We start from the raw sequence: 18,167 nt of genomic DNA, 5'->3' as shown, positions 1-18,167 counted from the left end.
ACGATATAGCACGTGCATTCGATTTACGGCACAGCTTCACCACCTTCACCCAAAGGTGTGGCGGGACTAGGGTCAGCAGCATGATTGATCACGCTCATGACCTGGCCTCTGTACATGACGCGACCGAACGGCTCCTCACCGCAGCCGCCGCACTGGACAACGCCTCGGCCGCCGAGCCGTCACGGCTCCCGGGCTGGAGCCGCAATCACGTCCTCGCCCACATCGCCCGCAACGCGGACGCCCTCGTGAACGTCCTGGAGGGGCGCCCCATGTACGCCACGGCGAGCGTCCGTGACGCCGACATCGAGCGCGACGCCCCTCGCCCCCTCGACGTCCAGCTCGCCGACGTGCGCGAGAGCGGGGCCCGTTTCCAGGCGGTCGGCGCCGTTCCGGCGGACTGGTCGCGCACCGTGGAGCTGCGCAACGGGGTCGTCGACACCGCGGCACGGGTGCCGTTCCGGCGGTGGGCCGAGGTCGAGCTGCATCACGTGGACATGGGGATCGGGTACGAGCTGGAGGACCTGCCCGAGGAGTTCACCCAGCGGGAGATCGACTTCCTCGTCGAGCGGTTCACCGGGCACCCCGACGTGCCGTCGACGCACCTTTCGGACGGCACGCGCGCGTGGAGCACGGGCCGGCCCGCCGAGAAGCCCGAAGTCACCGTCACCGGCGGTCCGGCGGAGCTGCTCGGCTGGCTCTGCGGACGCCGTGACGGGTCCGGTCTGACGGTCGACGGCGGCTCCTTGCCGACGCTTCCCCCGCTATAGGGTGACCGCCATGACGTACAGCGGAGAGGTCACGGTCGGCGGTCCGGCGGACGTGCATGAGCTCACGGACCTGATGATCACCAAGATCGCGGTCGGCCCCATGAACAACAACGCCTACCTGCTGCGCTGCCGGGCCACGGGGGAGCAGCTGCTGATCGACGCGGCCAACGACGCGGAGACCCTGCTCGGCACCATCGGCGACGACGGCATCGCGTCCGTCGTCACCACCCACCAGCACGGCGACCACTGGCAGGCGCTCGCCGAGGTCGTGACGGCCACGCGCGCGCGTACCCACGCGGGCCGCGAGGACGCCGACGGCATCCCGGTGCCGACCGACGTCCTGGTCGACGACGGCGACACGATCCGGGTGGGGCGGGTCGAACTGACCGCGCGTCACCTCGTGGGCCATACGCCGGGCTCGATCGCGCTCGTCTACGACGACCCGCACGGGCACCCTCACGTGTTCACCGGGGACTGTCTGTTCCCGGGCGGCGTGGGCAACACCCGTAAGGACCCCGAGGCGTTCGCCAGCCTGATCCACGACGTCGAGACGAAGATCTTCGGCACGCTCCCGGACGAGACCTGGGTCTACCCGGGGCACGGCAACGACACGACGCTGGGCGCCGAGCGTCCGCATCTGCCGGAGTGGCACGCGCGCGGGTGGTGAACTCCCGGGCGTGAAGCGGTTCCCGCGCGCCCCGTGTGAATCCTTCGCACGCGCCGGTGCCATACGCGCGCTCCCGGCACACTTGGTTGCGCGGTCAACTGGAAGCAGCCCCGCTCAGGATGACGGCTCCTGTGCGGATGGGCCGCCGGTCCATCGATCCCCGCCCTCGACCGGCGGCCCCGGCAAGCGTGTCGCGGGCGGGAGCGCACAGGGGTTGTTCACAAAAACGCAACACCCGTTCCCAATATGCGGACATTGAGGGCTGTGACCTCGACAAACAGGACGTTTGGCTGTCACTCTCCCGCCATGCACCTTGCCCCTCGCGCACCGCGCCGCGCGATAGCCGCCGTCACCATAGCCCTCTTCGCCACCGCTGTCGGCTGTGCTCCGCAACCGGACGACAAGGCCTCCGACAAGGCCTCCACGTCCGCCGGGACCACCTGCGCCAAGGGCAAGCTGGCCACCCAGACCTCCGGCAAGCTGACGATCGCGACGGACGAACCGGCGTACGAGCCCTGGTTCGAGAACGACAAGCCCGCCAACGGCAAGGGCTTCGAGTCGGCGGTCGCCTACGCCGTGGCCAAGCAGCTCGGCTACGACAAGAGCGCCGTCGTCTGGCAGAGCGTCCCCTTCAACAAGGCCTTCGCGCCCGGTGTGAAGACCTTCGACTTCGACATCAACCAGGTGTCGATCAGCGCCGAGCGCAAGAAGGCCGTCGACTTCTCCTCCGGCTACTACGACGTCCGTCAGGCCGTCATCGCGCTCAAGGGCAGCAAGGCCGCCAAGGCGACGACCATCGCGGGCCTGAAGGGCCTCAAGCTGGGCGCCCAGGTGGGCACCACGAGCCTGAACTACATCAGCGACGTGGTGAAGCCGACGCAGCAGGAGGCCGCGTTCTCCAAGAACGACCAGGCCGTCTCTGCGCTCAAGAACGGCCAGGTCGACGCGATCGTGGTCGACCTGCCGACCGCCTTCTACATCACCTCGGCCGAGGTGACCAACGCCAAGATCGTCGGCCAGTTCGAGAACCAGGGCGGCACGCCCGAGCAGTTCGGGCTCGTCCTCGACAAGGGCAGCGACCTCACGTCGTGCGTGACGTCGGCCGTGGACGCGCTCCGCAAGGACGGCACCCTGGCGGCGCTGGAGAAGCAGTGGCTGTCCGACGCCGTCGACGCCCCGGTCCTCAAGTGACCGTGGTGAAGGACGAGTCGGGCCGGGAGGGCGCGGACGACAAGGGCGACATGCCCGGCGGGGGCGACTCGTACGTCCCCTCCGAGCGACGCCTGGAGCGCGAGCGGCACAAGCGCGCGCGTGCCCGTCGCGCGACCGCGATCGCCGCGGCGTCGACGCTGATCACGGCCGTCGTCCTGTACGTCGTCGTGGTCAGCGCGCCGGGCTGGGAGCGCACCAAGGAGACGTTCTTCGACGGGCACTACGCGCGCGAGGCGTTCCCCAAGGTCCTCGAAGGCCTGTGGCTCAACATCCGGCTGCTGCTGATCTGCGGCGTCCTGGTGCTCGTCCTCGGGATGCTCATCGCCGTCGCACGCACCCTGCGCGGGCCGGTGTTCTTCCCGCTGCGGGTACTGGCGGCGGCCTACACGGACTTCTTCCGCGGGCTGCCGCTGATCATCAACCTGATGATCGTGGTCTTCGGAGTGCCCGCGCTGCGTCTCCAGGGCGTGACCGTCGACCCCGTATGGCTGGGCGGTACCGCGCTGACGCTGACGTACTCGGCGTACGTCGCCGAGGTGTTCCGCGCCGGCATCGAGTCCATCCACCCCTCGCAGCGCGCCGCGGCCCGTGCCCTGGGCCTGACCAACCGGCAGGCGCTGCGGCACGTGGTGCTCCCCCAGGCCGTACGCCGGCAGGTGCCGCCCTTGTTGAACGATCTGGTGTCCCTCCAGAAGGACACCGGGCTCGTGTCGATCGGCGGCGCGATCGACGCCGTACGGGCGTCCGACATCATCGCGCAGCGCGCCCTGAACTACACGCCGTACATCGTCGCGGGGCTCGTCTTCGTGGCGCTGACCATCCCGATGACCCGCTTCACGGACTGGGTGACCGCGCGGATGGACAAGCAGCGCGCCCAGGGAGGCACGACATGAGCACCGACGACACCGCTCCTGTGCTGCGCATGGAGTCCGTCCGCAAGACCTTCGGTACGTCCGTCGTCCTGCGGGACGTCGACCTGGAGGTCCCGCAGCACACCGTGACCGCGCTGATCGGCGCCTCCGGCTCCGGCAAGTCGACGCTGCTGCGGTGCGCGAACCTCCTGGAGGACATCGACGACGGCGCGATCTGGCTGGACGGCGAGGAGATCACCGATCCGCGCGTCGACCAGGACGCGATTCGGCGCCGTATCGGCGTGGTGTTCCAGGCGTACAACCTGTTCCCGCACATGACGGTCCTGGAGAACATCACCCTCGCCCCACGGCGGGTGCACGGCGTGTCCCGCGGGGAGGCCGAGGCACACGCGCGTGAGCTGCTGGAGCGGCTCGGGCTCGGGGACAAGGCGGGCGCCTACCCGGACCGGCTGAGCGGAGGTCAGCAGCAGCGGGTGGCGATCGTGCGCGCCCTGGCCGTACGGCCCCGGCTGCTGCTCTTCGACGAGATCACCGCCGCGCTCGACCCCGAGCTGGTCGGTGAAGTGCTCGCCGTCGTCCGGGACTTGAAGGACGAGGGCATGACCATGGTGCTGGCCACGCACGAGATGGGCTTCGCCCGGGACGTCGCCGACCAGGTGTGCTTCCTGGACGGAGGCGTGGTCCTGGAGCGCGGCACCGCCCAGCAGATCTTCGGCGACCCGCAGCAGGAGCGCACACAGCGCTTCCTGCGACGGATCGTGGAGGCGGGCCGACTGTGACGGGACTCTGTAACTGGTGGTCTGTAAGGGGCGTGCGCACGGAGGCCGAGGCTTACGCGTCGGCCTTCCCCGCCCCCGCCAGCGCGGCGACCCGCTCCACGCCGAACACGTACCCCTGCACCCCGCACCCCGCGATGACACCGTCGGCGCGCAGCGAGACGTAGGAGTGGTGCCGGAACGACTCGCGCTGGTGGATGTTGGAGATGTGGACCTCCAACACCGGTAGCCCGTCACAGGTGTTGAGGGCGTCCAGGATGGCGATGGAGGTGTGCGAGTACGCCCCCGGGTTGATCACGATGCCGCAGTGGTTGAGCCGCGCCTCGTGGATCCAGTCGACCAGCTCGCCCTCGTGGTTGGACTGCCGGAAGTCCACCGTGCCACCGTGCCCGGCCGCCGCCTTGACGCACAGGGCCTCGACGTCGGCGAGCGTGTCGGAGCCGTAGATCTCCGGTTGGCGCTGGCCGAGGAGGTTCAGGTTGGGGCCGTTGAGGATCATGATCGGGGCGTTGGCCAGGGTGCGGGGCACGGTTCCTCCGGTCCGTTCGGACATGTCGTTCGAGATGGGCCGCCGATTGACGGCCACTGCTCGGACCCGGTCTATCACGCCGCCTCCGCACCACCGCGCGCCCCCGTAACCGTTGTTCACTGTGGGTAGTTGACGCGGCATGCACTATGCACGCACCGTAAGCCCACCGTCCATGCTGCGGCTCGCCGCCGCCTCCCTCGCCGGAACCGCGATCGAGCTCTACGACTTCTTCGTCTACGGCACGGCGGCGGCCCTGGTCCTCGGCCCGTTGTTCTTCCCGACGTTCTCGCCGGTCGCGGGGACGCTGGCCGCCTTCGGGACGTTCGGTGTGGGCTTCGTGGCGCGACCGCTGGGCTCGATCCTGTTCGGGCACTTCGGGGACCGGCGTGGGCGGCGGCCGGTGCTCGTCGCGTCGTTGCTGCTGACCGGTGCCTCGACGGTCGCGGTCGGGTGCGTACCGTCGTACGGCTCGATCGGGGTGGCCGCTCCCGTGCTCCTCCTGGGCCTGCGTTTTCTGCAGGGCCTGGGGCTCGGCGGGGAGTGGGGCGGGGCGGTGCTGCTGACCGCCGAGCACGCGCCCGCCGGACGGCGCGGTCTGTGGTCGAGCTTTCCCCAGATCGGGCCGGCGGTGGGGTTCCTGCTCGCCAACGGCGTGATGCTGGCGCTGTCGGCGACCCTGACCGACGCGCAGTTCGCGCACTGGGGCTGGCGGGTGCCGTTCTGGGTGGCCGGGGCACTGGCACTCGGCGGGCTGTGGCTGCGTTCGTCGCTCGTCGAGAGCCCGCGGTTCCTCGAAATCGACGACCACGCGCGCGTGCCGCTCGCCGAAGTCGTGCGCGACCACTGGCGGCTGGTCCTGCTGACCGCCGGGGCGCTGTCGGTGGGATACGCCATCTTCTACGCGGTGACGACCTGGTCCCTCGCCTACGGCACGGAGCGGCTCGGGGTCGGCCGTACCGAGATGCTGGCCTGCATCATGGCCGCCGTGGTGGTGAAGGGCTCACTGACGCCGCTGGTGGCGCTGCTGAGCGACCGCTACGGACGCCGGTCGCTGTGCCTGCTGGGGTGCACGGCCGCCGCGCTGTGGATGTTCCCGATGGTCGCGCTGCTCGCCACGGGTGCGCCCCTGCTGATGTTCCTCGGATTCCTGGGGGCGCTGCTCGCGTTCGTGACGATGTTCGCCGTGCTGGGCGCCTATCTGCCGGAACTGTACGAGCCGCGGGTGCGCTGCACGGGCGCCGCCGTGGGCTACAACCTCGGCGGCGTGCTCGGCGGTGCGCTCACCCCGATCGTGGCGACGGCGCTCGCCGAGCACGGCGGGCGGGTTCCCTGGGGTGTGGGCGCCTATCTGACGGGGGTCGCACTGTTCAGCCTGGGCTGTTTCGCGCTGCTGCCGGAGACGCGGCCGGTACGGGTGGCGGTCCCCGAGCCGGCCACCGGGTGACGCGGCTACGGGTTGATCGCCAGCTCCAAGTACGCCGCGAACAGCACCAGATGGACGCCGCCCTGGAGCGGTGTCGCCCGTCCGGGCACCACCGTCAGCGAGCTGACCACGACCGTCAGGGCGAGCAGCACCATATGCGTGGAGCCGAGGCCGAGGACGAGTGGTCCGGAGAGCCAGATGGACGCCAGGGCGACGGCGGGGATGGTGAGGCCGATGCTGGCCATGGCCGAGCCGAGCGCCAGGTTGAGGCTGGTCTGTACCCGGTCGCGGCGGGCGGAGCGCAGGGCGGCGATGGTCTCCGGGAGCAGGACGAGCAGCGCGATGATCACGCCGACGACGGCGTGGTGCAGGCCGGCCGCCTCGACGCCGGACTCGATGGTCGGCGACACGCCCTTGGCCAGTCCTACGACTCCGATCAGGGCGAGGCCGAGCAGGCCCAGGCTGGTCAGGGCGGTGCGGGCGGTCGGCGCGTCCGCGTGGTGGTCCTTGGTGATCACCGCACCCTGCCGGGAGACCGGCAGGAAGTAGTCGCGGTGCCGCACGGTCTGCGTGGCCACGAAGAGGCCGTACAGGGCCAGTGAGGACAGTGCGGCGAAGGTGAGCTGGGCGCCGGAGAACTCCGGGCCCGGCTTGCTGGTGGTGAAGGTCGGCAGGACCAGGCTGAGCGTGGCCAGGGTCGCCACGGTGGCGAGGGCGGCACCCGTGCCCTCGGGGTTGAAGACCGCGGTGCCGTGGCGCAGCGAGGCGACGATCAGGCACAGGCCGACGATGCCGTTGCAGGTGATCATGACGGCCGCGAAGACGGTGTCTCTGGCGAGGGTCGAGCTCTTGTCACCGCCGTCGGCCATCAGGGTGACGATCAGGGCGACCTCGATGATCGTGACGGCGACTGCGAGGACGAGGGAGCCGAAGGGTTCGCCGACGCGGTGGGCGATGACCTCGGCGTGATGCACCGCGGCCAGGACGGCCCCGGCGAGGACCAGGGTCACCAGGGCGACGACCACGCCGGGCAGGTCCTTGCGCCCCCAGGTGAAGATCAGCAGGACGGCTGCGAGCACCGGTACGAAGGTCGTCCACCGGGTGGTGAGCGACCTGAGCCGAGTGATCATGAAGAGATCCTCGCAGAGGCGTACGGGCCCCGCACTCCGGCGTCGCGGAGCCCGTCGCGCGCTACTTGAACTCGGTCATGTCCAGTACGTCGCAGTCGGTGAAGGACGGCGGCCTGGTACACAGCGCGGCCATCTGCTCGGCCATCTTGCCGGTCTCGGGGTCCTGGCTGTTGCGCATGGCGTCCTCGTACGAGTCGAACTCGACCACCACGAGGACATGGGCGGGATTGCTCCGGTCCCGCAGGACGAGCCGGTGCGTGGGTCCGCCGGGCCGGCCCGCGAAGCGCTTGTCCGCCTCCTCCGCCACCGCTCGCATCTCGTCGAAGCGGTCGGTCTCGAAGTCGACGATCTGCACGAACTTCTTCGATGCGTCCATGAATGCCTCCACCCGGCCGTGCCACCCCCGGGGCGGGGGCGCTCGGTATCCAACGAAGCACCGGGAGCGGTGGTCGGCAATTCATCGTGCGGTGCTCCCGGTGATCGTTGTTCCTACGTCCGGCGCGGTCAGGCGTCGATGCTGTCCTTCGGAGCGCCTTCGGTCCCCGTCTGCGCCGCCTCGGCCGCCGCCTGCTTCTTGTTGGCCATCAGGCTGGTGATCGTGGTGATGATCAGGACACCGCAGATCACGCCGAGGGAGACCGGGATGGAGATCTCCGGGACATGGACCCCGGACTCGTGCAGCGCGTGCAGCACCAGCTTGACGCCGATGAAGCCGAGGATGACCGACAGGCCGTAGCTGAGGTGGACCAGCTTCTTCAGCAGGCCGCCGATGAGGAAGTACAGCTGGCGCAGACCCATCAGGGCGAACGCGTTGGCCGTGAACACGATGTACGGATCCTGCGTCAGGCCGAAGATCGCCGGGATGGAGTCGAGCGCGAACAGCACGTCCGTCGTACCGATGGCGAGCATCACGACCAGCATCGGGGTCATGACCCGCTTGCCGTTCTCCTGGATCCACAGCTTGGTGCCGTGGTACCGGTCGGCCACGCCGAAGCGGCGCTCGGCGGCCTTGAGCAGCTTGTTCTCCTCGAACTCCTCGTCCTCGTCGTCGGCCCGGGCCTCCTGGATGAGCTTCCAGGCGGTCCAGATGAGGAAGGCGCCGAAGATGTAGAAGACCCAGGCGAAGTTGGCGAGGACGGCCGCGCCCGCCGCGATGAAGACGGCGCGCAGGACCAGGGCTATGAGGACGCCGACGAGCAGCACCCGCTGCTGGTACTGCGAGGGCACGGCGAACTTCGCCATGATCAGGACGAAGACGAAGAGGTTGTCGACGCTCAGCGACTTCTCGGTGATGAATCCGGCGAAGAACTCGCCGCCGGCCTGGCCGCCTCCGAAGATGAGCAGGCCGAGTCCGAAGAGTCCGGCGAGGGCGATCCAGACGATCGTCCAGATCCCGGCTTCCTTGATCGACACGTCATGCGGCTTGCGGCCGATGAAGAAGTCGACGGCGATGAGGGCGGCCAGCCCCACGATGGTCAGGACCCACAGGGTCACGGAAACATCCACTACTGCTCCTCCGGCGGTATTAACGGCAAATGGTCAGCGTCGTCGCTACCGGAGGTCTCTTCCACCTTGGACGGGCGTCCAGGGCCGACGCCCCGGGATCTGGCCTGATCCGTATTGACGGGTACGCCGCAGCAGATAGGGAGTACTCCCCTCCGTACGGAAAAGCTTACCCCAATCACCAAGGAAAGGTAAAGGGATGGACAAAAGAAAGACAAAGCAGCAGGTGAGGGCTCTTTACCTGTACTTGGTGCGCGCTGTCGCGACCTCGGTCAGCACCCGCTGGAGCACCTGGCTGCCGGGCGGCACGAGCGAGGGCTCGTACGTCCAGGCATGACCCACCCACGGGTCGGCGAGATGGTCGTCGGGCAGCGGGGTGAGTCGCATCAGCGAACGCCAGAGCGGGTCGAGCAACGGGCCGTAGCCCGCCGCGTCCTCGCGGTCCGCGACCATCATCAGATGGACGCCGACGGCCGGGCCCTCGTCCGCGAGATAGCGCAGCTGGGTCACTGCACGGTCGTCGAAACCGTGCGGGAAGTCGTTGACGATCAGCAGCTGTTCGGCCGTGTCGAGGCCGGGCGGCAGCGAGTCGGCGGCTCCGCCGCGCACCGCCATCTGCACCAGATCCACCCGCTGGGTGAGCCGGGCCAGCACGTCCGCGACCCCGGCGGCTCCCACGGCGGGCGGCGCCGCGAGCACGCCCGTGTGCACCAGCGGGACCAGCGCCTGCGCCGCCGAACCGGCCGGGTCGATGACGTGCACCGCGAACTCGCCCACCGGATAGACGGCCAGCAGCCGGGCCGCGTGTGCCACAGCCGTGTCGAGCGCGAGGCGCCGCAGCTCGTGGGAGTCGGCGAACGAGCCGTCGTAGGACTCCCCGCCACCGCTGTCGATCCACAGACCGCGCTCCAACGGCAGCCGGACCAGCATCGGAATGCGCAGGTCGGGGCTCTCCGGAAGGTGGAGGTCGCCCAGGCGCAGGGCCATGGGGATCTCCATCGGGACGCGGTAGCCGTGCCAGACCGGGTTGTCCCAGCCGGCGAACGCGAGCGGGAGCGCGGGTTCCACCACGTCGGACTCGGCGGCCAGCTGGGCGAGGTCCCGGTCCAGGGCCGCCCGTGCCTGGTCGACGAGTTGGGCGTGCTTGGCCTGGGCCACCTCACGGGCCGCGTCGCCCTGGCCGCCGATCCGGCTGCGCGGGTCGGACAGTGCCTGGTCGAGTTCCTTCTCCATGCGCGAGTCGGCGAAGTCGACCGCGCTGCGGTACGCGGCCATGGTGCGGGCCAGGTCCTCGAACATGCCCCACACCTGGTTGTAGAGCCGCTCCTCCATCGACCACCCGGTAGCGTCTCCGGCAACGGGCTGCGCGGCCTGTCCGGGCGGAGCCGGCGGCACGGTCGGCGCGGGCGACGGGGGCGCCCCGGTCCCCCGACGCGGGTGGCTGTAGTCGATCGGGCCGCCGGTGGCGGGCGCGGCGGGCTGGGCGGCGGCCGGGTCCGCAGGGTATCCGGACGGCGGCGCCACAGCACCTTGCGCAGCGTACGGAGAGGTCGACGGCTGCGGTGCCACGGCACCGGGAACACCCGGTGCCGTAGGGCCGCTCCCGTCCGGGCCGCTGCCCGGTGTGGCCGTCTGGCGGGTACGGTCGCCGTCCGCGGTGCGGGGCGGGGGCGTTGCCACGGAGCGGGCCAGGCCCCGGGCCACCGCTTCGTTGATGCCGCCCGCGAGGTGGGCGGCCTGGGGCAGGCCCTGGTCGGTGAGGAGTTCGGCAAGGCCGCCCGCGTAGCCCTGGCCGACGGCGCGTACTTTCCATGCGCCCTGTCTGCGGTACAACTCCAGGGCCACGACGGCCGATTCGGCGTCCAGGCCGGTGATCGTGTAGCTGGCGACCTCGGTGCCGTCGAGGCCGGTGACCGCCACGAACGGTGCGGCGACGGCCCCGAAACGGGTGGGGCCGTCGGCACCGAGGGGCAGCGCGAGCAGCACGCTGACGCGGTGCACGGCCTCCGGCATGGCACCGAGGTCCACCGCGAGACGGTGATCGGCGGCGGCCTGCTTGGAGACCTCCAGACCGGGCAGGGTGGGCGTGCCCGGGTGGGCCACCCACTCCACGCCGTGGATCCTGCCGCGCTCGTCGCCGAGCGTGGCGGCGGCCACGACCGGCTTGCCGGCCGCGACCCGGATCTCCAGACGCATCTGGGAGAGCGGGTGGTTCTGCCCTCGCACCAGCTCGGCCGCCATCGCTCTCGTCCCCCTGCTCAGCCGTGTCGTGTGGTGTGCGCCGGGCCGCCCTAAAGGTGCGGCAGGATCGCCGGCATCAGGTCCTGGAAGGTGCGGCCGTTGGTCGGTGTGCCGAGGGCCGTCAGGGTCCAGCCGGAGCCGGAGCGGTGCACCTTCGCCATGATCTGGGCCGTGTACTGGCCGCCGCCCGCCAGCGTGTAGCGGGCCAGTTCCTGGCCGTTGGTCTCGTCGACCAGGCGGCAGAACGCGTTCTGCACCTCCTGGAAGGTCTGGCCCGTGAAGGAGTTCACGGTGAAGACGATCTGGTCGATGTGGACCGGCACGCGCGCGAGGTCGACGAGGATGGCCTCGTCGTCGCCGCCCTGGCCGACACCGCCGACGAGGTTGTCGCCGGTGTGGCGCACGGAGCCGTCGTCGCTCACCAGGTGGCGGAAGAACACCACGTCGACCGGCTGCTTGTCGGCGAACAGCACGGCGGACGCGTCGAGGTCGATCTCCCGGGTGCGTGAGCCGAACAGACCGCGCCGGGGAGCCGCCTGCCAGCCGAGCCCCATGCGCACCGCGGTCAGGCCGGTCCCGTCGTTCTTCTCAAGACTGATGGCCTGACCCTTGGTCATGTTGACGGTCACGGCTGTTCCCCTCTCGAACTGTCCCCTGTTGCCGCGGAATCCGCGGCTGCCCAGAACCCTACGCAGCGGCACTGACAGTGCCGAACCCCGCATCGGACTTTGTGTCGGTCTTGCAACACAGAGCGCATATCCCGAGGTCCGGCGGTCCACCCGGGCGATCAGGCCAGGCCGCCCTCCTTCATCTGCCGCAGTTCCTTCTTCATCTCGTGCACCTCGTCGCGCAGCCGGGCGGCGACCTCGAACTGGAGGTCCGCGGCGGCGGCGCGCATGCGCGCGGTCATCTCCTCGATCTGCTCGGCGAGTTCGGCCGCGGGACGGTCGGTCGGCGCCCCGTTGGCCTTCCCCTTGGCCGACTTGGACGCCTTCGCAGCCTTGCCGCCGAGCGCGGGCACGGGGGCCTTGGCGCCCTTGCCGTCCTTGGCCGCCTTGCGGTAACCGGAGCCGAGCAGCTGCTCCGTGTCGACGTCCTCGCGGGCGATCTGCGCGACGATGTCGTTGATTTTCTTGCGGAGCGGCTGGGGGTCGATGCCGTGCGCCGTGTTGTACGCGACCTGCTTCTCCCGGCGGCGGTTGGTCTCCTCGATGGCCTTCTCCATCGCCGGGGTGATCTTGTCGGCGTACATGTGGACCTGCCCGGAGACGTTGCGCGCCGCGCGGCCGATGGTCTGGATCAGGGAGGTGCCGGAGCGCAGGAAGCCCTCCTTGTCGGCGTCCAGGATGGCGACCAGGGACACCTCGGGCAGGTCGAGGCCCTCGCGGAGGAGGTTGATGCCGACCAGGACGTCGAACTCGCCGGAGCGCAGCTCGCGCAGCAGCTCGATGCGGCGCAGGGTGTCGACGTCGCTGTGCAGGTAGCGGACCTGGATGCCGAGTTCGAGGAAGTAGTCGGTGAGGTCTTCGGCCATCTTCTTGGTGAGGGTGGTGACCAGGACGCGCTCGTCCTTCTCGGTGCGCTTGCGGATCTCGTGCACCAGGTCGTCGATCTGGCCCTCGGTGGGCTTGACGACGACCTCGGGGTCGATGAGACCGGTGGGACGGATGATCTGCTCGACGGTGCCGTCCGCGCGCGAGAGTTCGTACTTGCCGGGGGTCGCCGACAGGTAGACCGTCTGTCCGATGCGCTTCTGGAACTCCTCCCACTTCAGGGGGCGGTTGTCCAGGGCGGAGGGCAGCCGGAAGCCGTGGTCGACGAGGGTGCGCTTGCGGGAGGCGTCGCCCTCGTACATCGCGCCGATCTGCGGGACCGTGTTGTGCGACTCGTCGATGACGAGGAGGAAGTCCTCGGGGAAGTAGTCGATCAGGGTGTTCGGCGGGGAGCCGGGCTCACGGCCGTCGAAGTGCATCGAGTAGTTCTCGACGCCGGAGCAGGAGCCGATCTGGCGGAGCATCTCCAGGTCGTACGTGGTCCTCATCCGCAGGCGCTGGGCCTCCAGGAGCTTGCCCTGCTTCTCCATCTCGGCCAGCCGCTCGCCGAGTTCCTTCTCGATGTCGTTGACGGCCCGCTCCATGCGCTCGGGGCCGGCGATGTAGTGGGAGGCCGGGAACACGTAGAGGTGCTCGTCCTCGCTGATGATCTCGCCGGTGAGCGGGTGGAGGGTGGAGAGGGCCTCGATCTCGTCGCCGAACATCTCGATGCGGACGGCCAGTTCCTCGTAGACCGGGAAGATCTCGATGGTGTCGCCGCGGACGCGGAAGGTGCCCCGGGTGAACGCCAGGTCGTTGCGCGTGTACTGAATGTCCACGAAGCGGCGCAGCAGCTGGTCGCGGTCGATCTCGTCGCCGACCTTGAGGGGGACCATGCGGTCCACGTACTCCTGTGGAGTACCGAGGCCGTAGATGCAGGAGACCGAGGCGACCACGATGACGTCGCGGCGGGTGAGCAGCGAGTTGGTCGCGGAGTGGCGCAGGCGCTCGACCTCCTCGTTGACCGAGGAGTCCTTCTCGATGTAGGTGTCCGACTGCGGGACGTAGGCCTCGGGCTGGTAGTAGTCGTAGTACGAGACGAAGTACTCGACCGCGTTGTTCGGCAGCAGTTCGCGGAACTCGTTGGCCAGCTGGGCGGCCAGGGTCTTGTTCGGCGCCATCACGAGGGTGGGGCGCTGGAGCTTCTCGATCATCCACGCGGTGGTGGCGGACTTGCCGGTGCCGGTCGCGCCGAGCAGGACGACGTCCTTCTCACCTGCCTCGACGCGCCGGGCCAGCTCGGCGATGGCCGCCGGCTGGTCGCCGCTGGGCTGGTAGGAACTGACGACCTCGAAAGGCGCCACCGTGCGTTCGATGTGGGAAACGGGCCGCATGGAACCAACCGTACGACCCCCCACTGACAACGGGGTCGGATCAGCGGTTCTGCGGGGTGCGGGAGCGGCGGTGTCCGAAGTCGCGGTCGGCGCGGACCGGGGTGCGCCGGGGGTGCGGGACGACGGCGCCGGCCGGGACGCCGGGCTTGTGCTCGACGGCGAGCCCGGCGGGCTTCCCCATGACCATCAGCGGGTCGAACATCACGACGACACCGGCCAGGAGGAGGAAGGCGAGGGGGCCGATCATCATGGGCGCGAGCAGTGACGCGGCGGAGACCCCGTCGGTGGTCGCGGCCGTGCCGTGGACGTGGACGGTGAGTGCGGCCATCCCGGTGTAGTGCATGCCGGTGACGGCGAGCCCCATGATGAGGCTCGCGCCCACGCTCCACAGGAATCCGCGGATCTGTCCGGCCGCCCACAGGGCGCTGATCGCGGCGACGACCGCTATGACGACGGAGGCCGTGACGGTGAAGGTGTTGTATTCGAGCTTTCCGTTGAAGCGCATGCCGGCCATGCCCAGGTAGTGCATCGAGGCGATGCCCAGGCCGGTGAGGGTGCCGCCGGTGAACAGGGCCGTCCCCCTGGCTCCCCGGTAGCCGACGATGAAGATCCCGACACCCACCATGACGATGGCGACGGCGAGGCTCGCGAAGGTCATCGGCTTGTCGTAGTGGACCGGTGTCTGGCGGACCGAGAAACCCATCATCGCGACGAAGTGCATCGTCCATATGCCGGAACCGATCGCCGCCGATCCCAGGGCGAGCCAGCCGGGCCTCCAGGACTGGGCCACGAGCATCGATCTGGTGGTGCAGCGCAGGCCGAGCGCACCGCCGAGGCAGGCCATGAGGTAGGCCACCAGCGGCGTGACGAGTCCGTAGCTGAAACCGTCGACCGTGCCCTCCATACGCAGTAACCCTTCTGCCCTGTTCCGTCCCGCAAATTCCTGAAACCCGCCCAGCCCCAGGACCGCAGGAACGGTCAGGGTCGACGCAGAGAGTATGACCCCCACCGGAATGGTCGAACGATTTTCCGGCAAAGAAACACGGCCCTGCCCCACTTGTGCGGCACCGGTGAGCGGACTTGGGCAACTCCATTCATTCTGTGTCCATCCTGTACCCCACAGGTAGTGACGTTCCGCTGTCATTCTTGAGCCGTATGTGATCGCTCGACGCGAGGAGTACGCATGCACCTGCGCGCAGTTGCCGCCTCGACCACCGCGCTCCTGGGGGCCGCCGCGCTCCTGCTCCCCTCCCCCCGGGCCAGTGCCGGTGACGCCGCCCAGTGGCCCACCGTGGTCGCCCATCGCGGCGCGTCCGCCTACGCCCCCGAGAACACCCTGGCCTCCATCGACAAGGCGGCCCGGCTCGGTTTCCAGTGGGTGGAGAACGACGTCCAGCGCACCAAGGACGGCGAACTCGTCGTCATCCACGACGACAGCCTGAAGCGCACCACCGACGTCGCGACGGTGTTCCCCGACCGGGCCCCCTGGAAGGTGAAGGACTTCACCGCCGCCGAGATCGCCCGCCTCGACGCGGGCAGCTGGTTCGGCCCCGCGTACACCGGCACACGCGTACCCACGCTCACGCAGTACATGCGCGAGGTGGAGCACAACCACCAGAGCCTGCTCCTGGAGATCAAGAACCCGGAGCTGTACCCGGGCATCGAGCAGCAGACCCTCAAGGTCCTGGGCAACGAAGGGTGGGTGGACCAGTCCCACCTCGACAGCCGACTGATCGTGCAGAGCTTCAGCGCGGACAGCATCCGGATCGTGCACGACCTCGCCCCGGGCATCAGGACCGGTTTCCTCGGCACGCCTTCCGTCTCGGCCCTGCACGAGTACGCCGCCTTCACCGACCTGATCAACCCGTCGTACGGCTCGATCTCCACGAGCTACGTCTCCGCCGTGCACGGGTTCACCGGCCCGCACGGCACTCCGATGGAGGTGTACGCCTGGACCGTCGACGACGCGCCCACGGCGTGGAAGGTCGCCGGGTACGGCGTGGACGGGATCATCACCAACAAACCGGATGTGGTGCGGTCCGCGCTGAGCGGGTTCTGAGACAGCTCGCGGGGCGTTGTCAGTGCCGGGCCGTACGGTGGGCGCATGGACAGCCATGGGCAGAACGAGCAGCGGGTCGTGTGGACCGTCGTCGGCACCGACATCGGTCCGCTGCTGCTGGCCGCGACACAGGACGGCCTGGTCAACGTCGTGTTCCACGCCACGGACGCGGTGCGCGACAGGACACTCGACCGGCTGGCGTCCCGGCTGGGCACCGAACCGGTCGAGGCGCCCGACTCCCCCTTGCTGGCCGAGGCGATACGTCAGTTCGAGGCCTACTTCGCCGGAACGCAACGCGACTTCGACCTGCCGCTCGACTGGTCCCTGATCTCCGGCTTCAACCGGCAGGTGCTGCGCGAGCTGGCGTCCGGTGTGCCGTACGGCTCGGTCGTCGGGTACGGCGATCTGGCCGGGCGGGTGGGTCAGCCGCGCGCGGCCCAGGCGGTGGGGGTGGCGATGGGTTCCAATCCGCTGCCGGTCGTGGTGCCGTGCCATCGGGTCGTGGAGAGCGACGGCGGCATCGGCGGGTTCGGGGGCGGCCTGGAGACGAAGAGGAAGCTGCTGGCGCTGGAGGGGGTGCTGCCGGAGCCGTTGTTCTGAGGGCTCGGGCAGAGGACTACGGGGGGAGAGACCGTGCTGGGGAAGACCGGTTGCACCTGCGCGTGCGGCCACGGCGGTACCGGGTGCGCGCCGTGACCGCCCTGGAGGAGCGGGCCGTCACGGCCGAAGGGCTGCCCGCACTGCGACGCCGGACCTCCGGCGTGCTCATCACGACCCAGATCCTGGGCGGACTCGGTGTCGCCACCGGGATCGCCCTGGCCGCCGTACTGGCCAAGCAGATCAGCGGGACCGAGTCGCTGTCCGGACTGGCGCCCACGGCGACCGTCACGGGCACCGCGCTGCTGTCGATGCCGCTCGCGGCGCTGATGACGGCGCGCGGCCGGCGTCCCGGTCTGGTCCTCGGCTATCTGGTCGGGGCGCTGGGAGCCGGTGTCGTGGTGCTCGCGGCGACCATCGGGAGCTTTCCGCTGCTGCTGGGCGGCATGGCCTGCTTCGGGGCGGCGTCGTCGGCGAATCTGCAGTCCCGGTTCGCCGCCGCCGACCTGGCCGAGCCGGAGCAGCGGGCCCGGTCCATCTCCCGTGTCGTGTGGGCGACGACCATAGGGGCGGTCCTCGGACCCAACATCGCCGCGCCCGCGGGCCGTAGCGTCGCGGGGCTCGGGATACCCGAGGCGGCGGGCCCCTTCCTGTGGGCGGGCGGGATCTTCCTCGTCGCCGCGGTCGTGGTCGCCGTACTGCTGCGGCCCGATCCGTTGCTGACGGCCCGGGCGCTCGCGCCGGACGAGGACCGGTCGCCGGCCGCGCGGTCGCTGCGGGCGGGGTTCGCCACGGTGGCCGCCTCGCCGCGGGCCCGGCTCGCGCTGGTGACGGTGGCCGTGGTGCACACGGCGATGGTGTCGGTGATGGCGATGACCCCGGTCGAGCTGGGCCGTCACGGGGCGAGCATCGATCTGGTCGGGCTGGTGATCAGCGGGCACATCGCGGGGATGTACGCATTCTCGCCGTTGATGGGGAGGCTGTCCGACCGGGTGGGGCGGCTGTCGGGGATAGGGCTCGCGGTGGGGCTGCTGGCCTGTGCCGCGTTCCTCGCCGGTACGGCGGGCGGGAGTCACGGGCGGATCGCACTGGGGCTGTTCGTGCTGGGCCTGGGCTGGTCGGCGGGGCTCGTCTCCGGCTCGGCGCTGCTCACCGACTCGGTCCCGCAGCCCGCGCGGGCCGCCGCACAGGGCCTGTCCGACCTCACCATGAACACCTCGGCGGGCATCGGCGGGGCGGTGGCCGGCCTGGTCGTCGCGGAGGCGAGCTACGGCTGGCTGAACCTCGCCGCCGCCTGCCTGCTGATACCCCTGGCCACGCTGGCGCTGTTCACCCGTTCCCGGAAAACCCCGGTTTCCGATGGCCCGCGGAGGGTGGCCGGGACGCCGAGCCGGTAGCAGACTCCGCCATGCGCGCGCACAGCCACTGGCATCCGGGGGATCGGAGCCGAAGGGACGGCGATCAC

At 69.9% G+C, this 18,167-nt stretch carries 17 protein-coding genes; 9 read left to right on the top strand and 8 right to left on the bottom strand.

The window, feature by feature from the left end:
- The first annotated feature begins 80 nt into the window (after positions 1-80).
- The 5 genes from ACWDEW_RS09515 to ACWDEW_RS09495 all read left to right on the top strand — a co-directional run bounded on the left by ACWDEW_RS09515 (position 81) and on the right by ACWDEW_RS09495 (position 4,297).
- Positions 81-767: a maleylpyruvate isomerase family mycothiol-dependent enzyme gene (locus ACWDEW_RS09515; protein WP_450511155.1), complete on the top strand. Its 687-nt coding sequence runs from the start codon at positions 81-83 to the stop codon at positions 765-767.
- Between the two features lie 10 nt (positions 768-777).
- Positions 778-1,434, top strand: a complete 657-nt coding sequence (locus ACWDEW_RS09510) for an MBL fold metallo-hydrolase (protein WP_450511153.1) — start codon at positions 778-780, stop codon at positions 1,432-1,434.
- Positions 1,435-1,740: 306 nt separating this feature from the next.
- On the top strand, positions 1,741-2,625 hold the full coding sequence (locus tag ACWDEW_RS09505; protein WP_450511151.1) for an ABC transporter substrate-binding protein: 885 nt from the start codon (positions 1,741-1,743) through the stop codon (positions 2,623-2,625).
- On the top strand, positions 2,622-3,539 hold the full coding sequence (locus ACWDEW_RS09500; protein ID WP_450511149.1) for an amino acid ABC transporter permease: 918 nt from the start codon (positions 2,622-2,624) through the stop codon (positions 3,537-3,539). The genes ACWDEW_RS09505 and ACWDEW_RS09500 overlap by 4 nt, the downstream gene beginning before the upstream one ends.
- Positions 3,536-4,297 carry an amino acid ABC transporter ATP-binding protein gene (locus ACWDEW_RS09495; protein WP_450511147.1) on the top strand — a complete coding sequence of 254 codons (762 nt, stop codon included), beginning with the start codon at positions 3,536-3,538 and terminating at the stop codon, positions 4,295-4,297. Before ACWDEW_RS09500 ends, ACWDEW_RS09495 begins: the two co-directional genes overlap by 4 nt.
- A 52-nt stretch (positions 4,298-4,349) precedes the next feature.
- Here the strand turns inward: ACWDEW_RS09495 and aroQ are convergent, their stop codons facing one another.
- Positions 4,350-4,823: a type II 3-dehydroquinate dehydratase gene (aroQ, locus tag ACWDEW_RS09490; RefSeq protein WP_026178372.1), complete on the bottom strand. Its 474-nt coding sequence runs from the start codon at positions 4,821-4,823 to the stop codon at positions 4,350-4,352.
- A gap of 172 nt (positions 4,824-4,995) precedes the next feature.
- On the opposite strand from aroQ, the gene ACWDEW_RS09485 reads away from it, so the two are divergent.
- On the top strand, positions 4,996-6,267 hold the full coding sequence (locus ACWDEW_RS09485; RefSeq protein ID WP_450511392.1) for an MFS transporter: 1,272 nt from the start codon (positions 4,996-4,998) through the stop codon (positions 6,265-6,267).
- Positions 6,268-6,272: 5 nt separating this feature from the next.
- Here ACWDEW_RS09485 and ACWDEW_RS09480 read toward each other — a convergent pair whose 3' ends face one another.
- From ACWDEW_RS09480 to ACWDEW_RS09450, 7 genes are all read right to left on the bottom strand, one after another.
- The gene (locus tag ACWDEW_RS09480) at positions 6,273-7,376 is read right to left on the bottom strand and encodes a calcium:proton antiporter (protein WP_450511145.1); all 1,104 of its coding nucleotides are present in this window, start codon (positions 7,374-7,376) and stop codon (positions 6,273-6,275) included.
- A gap of 61 nt (positions 7,377-7,437) precedes the next feature.
- Positions 7,438-7,752, bottom strand: coding sequence for a hypothetical protein (locus ACWDEW_RS09475; RefSeq protein WP_450511143.1), 315 nt, complete (start codon positions 7,750-7,752; stop codon positions 7,438-7,440).
- Between the two features lie 128 nt (positions 7,753-7,880).
- Positions 7,881-8,882: a TerC family protein gene (locus ACWDEW_RS09470; protein ID WP_450511141.1), complete on the bottom strand. Its 1,002-nt coding sequence runs from the start codon at positions 8,880-8,882 to the stop codon at positions 7,881-7,883.
- 234 nt (positions 8,883-9,116) lie between these two features.
- Positions 9,117-11,120, bottom strand: a complete 2,004-nt coding sequence (locus ACWDEW_RS09465) for a TerD family protein (RefSeq protein WP_450511139.1) — start codon at positions 11,118-11,120, stop codon at positions 9,117-9,119.
- A 50-nt stretch (positions 11,121-11,170) separates the two neighbouring features.
- Complete coding sequence (locus tag ACWDEW_RS09460) at positions 11,171-11,749, bottom strand: TerD family protein (RefSeq protein ID WP_200710494.1); 579 nt, start codon at positions 11,747-11,749, stop codon at positions 11,171-11,173.
- A 158-nt stretch (positions 11,750-11,907) separates the two neighbouring features.
- Complete coding sequence (gene uvrB, locus ACWDEW_RS09455) at positions 11,908-14,046, bottom strand: excinuclease ABC subunit UvrB (protein ID WP_450511137.1); 2,139 nt, start codon at positions 14,044-14,046, stop codon at positions 11,908-11,910.
- 40 nt (positions 14,047-14,086) lie between these two features.
- Positions 14,087-14,950: an MHYT domain-containing protein gene (locus tag ACWDEW_RS09450; protein ID WP_450511136.1), complete on the bottom strand. Its 864-nt coding sequence runs from the start codon at positions 14,948-14,950 to the stop codon at positions 14,087-14,089.
- Between the two features lie 279 nt (positions 14,951-15,229).
- Between ACWDEW_RS09450 and ACWDEW_RS09445 the strand changes: the two genes are divergently transcribed.
- From ACWDEW_RS09445 to ACWDEW_RS09435, 3 genes are all read left to right on the top strand, one after another.
- Positions 15,230-16,105: a glycerophosphodiester phosphodiesterase gene (locus ACWDEW_RS09445; protein ID WP_450511134.1), complete on the top strand. Its 876-nt coding sequence runs from the start codon at positions 15,230-15,232 to the stop codon at positions 16,103-16,105.
- Positions 16,106-16,150: 45 nt separating this feature from the next.
- Positions 16,151-16,705 (top strand): methylated-DNA--[protein]-cysteine S-methyltransferase, encoded by a 555-nt coding sequence (locus tag ACWDEW_RS09440; RefSeq protein WP_450511132.1) that lies wholly within the window; start codon positions 16,151-16,153, stop codon positions 16,703-16,705.
- 92 nt (positions 16,706-16,797) lie between these two features.
- A complete protein-coding gene (locus tag ACWDEW_RS09435; protein WP_450511130.1) occupies positions 16,798-18,099 on the top strand; it encodes an MFS transporter in 1,302 nt (433 codons plus the stop codon).
- Positions 18,100-18,167 lie beyond the last annotated feature (68 nt).

This window comes from Streptomyces sp. NPDC001100, from assembly GCF_053598575.1.
Note: the sequence above shows the minus strand (reverse complement) of the source record. Positions and strands in the feature narration are given on the sequence as shown.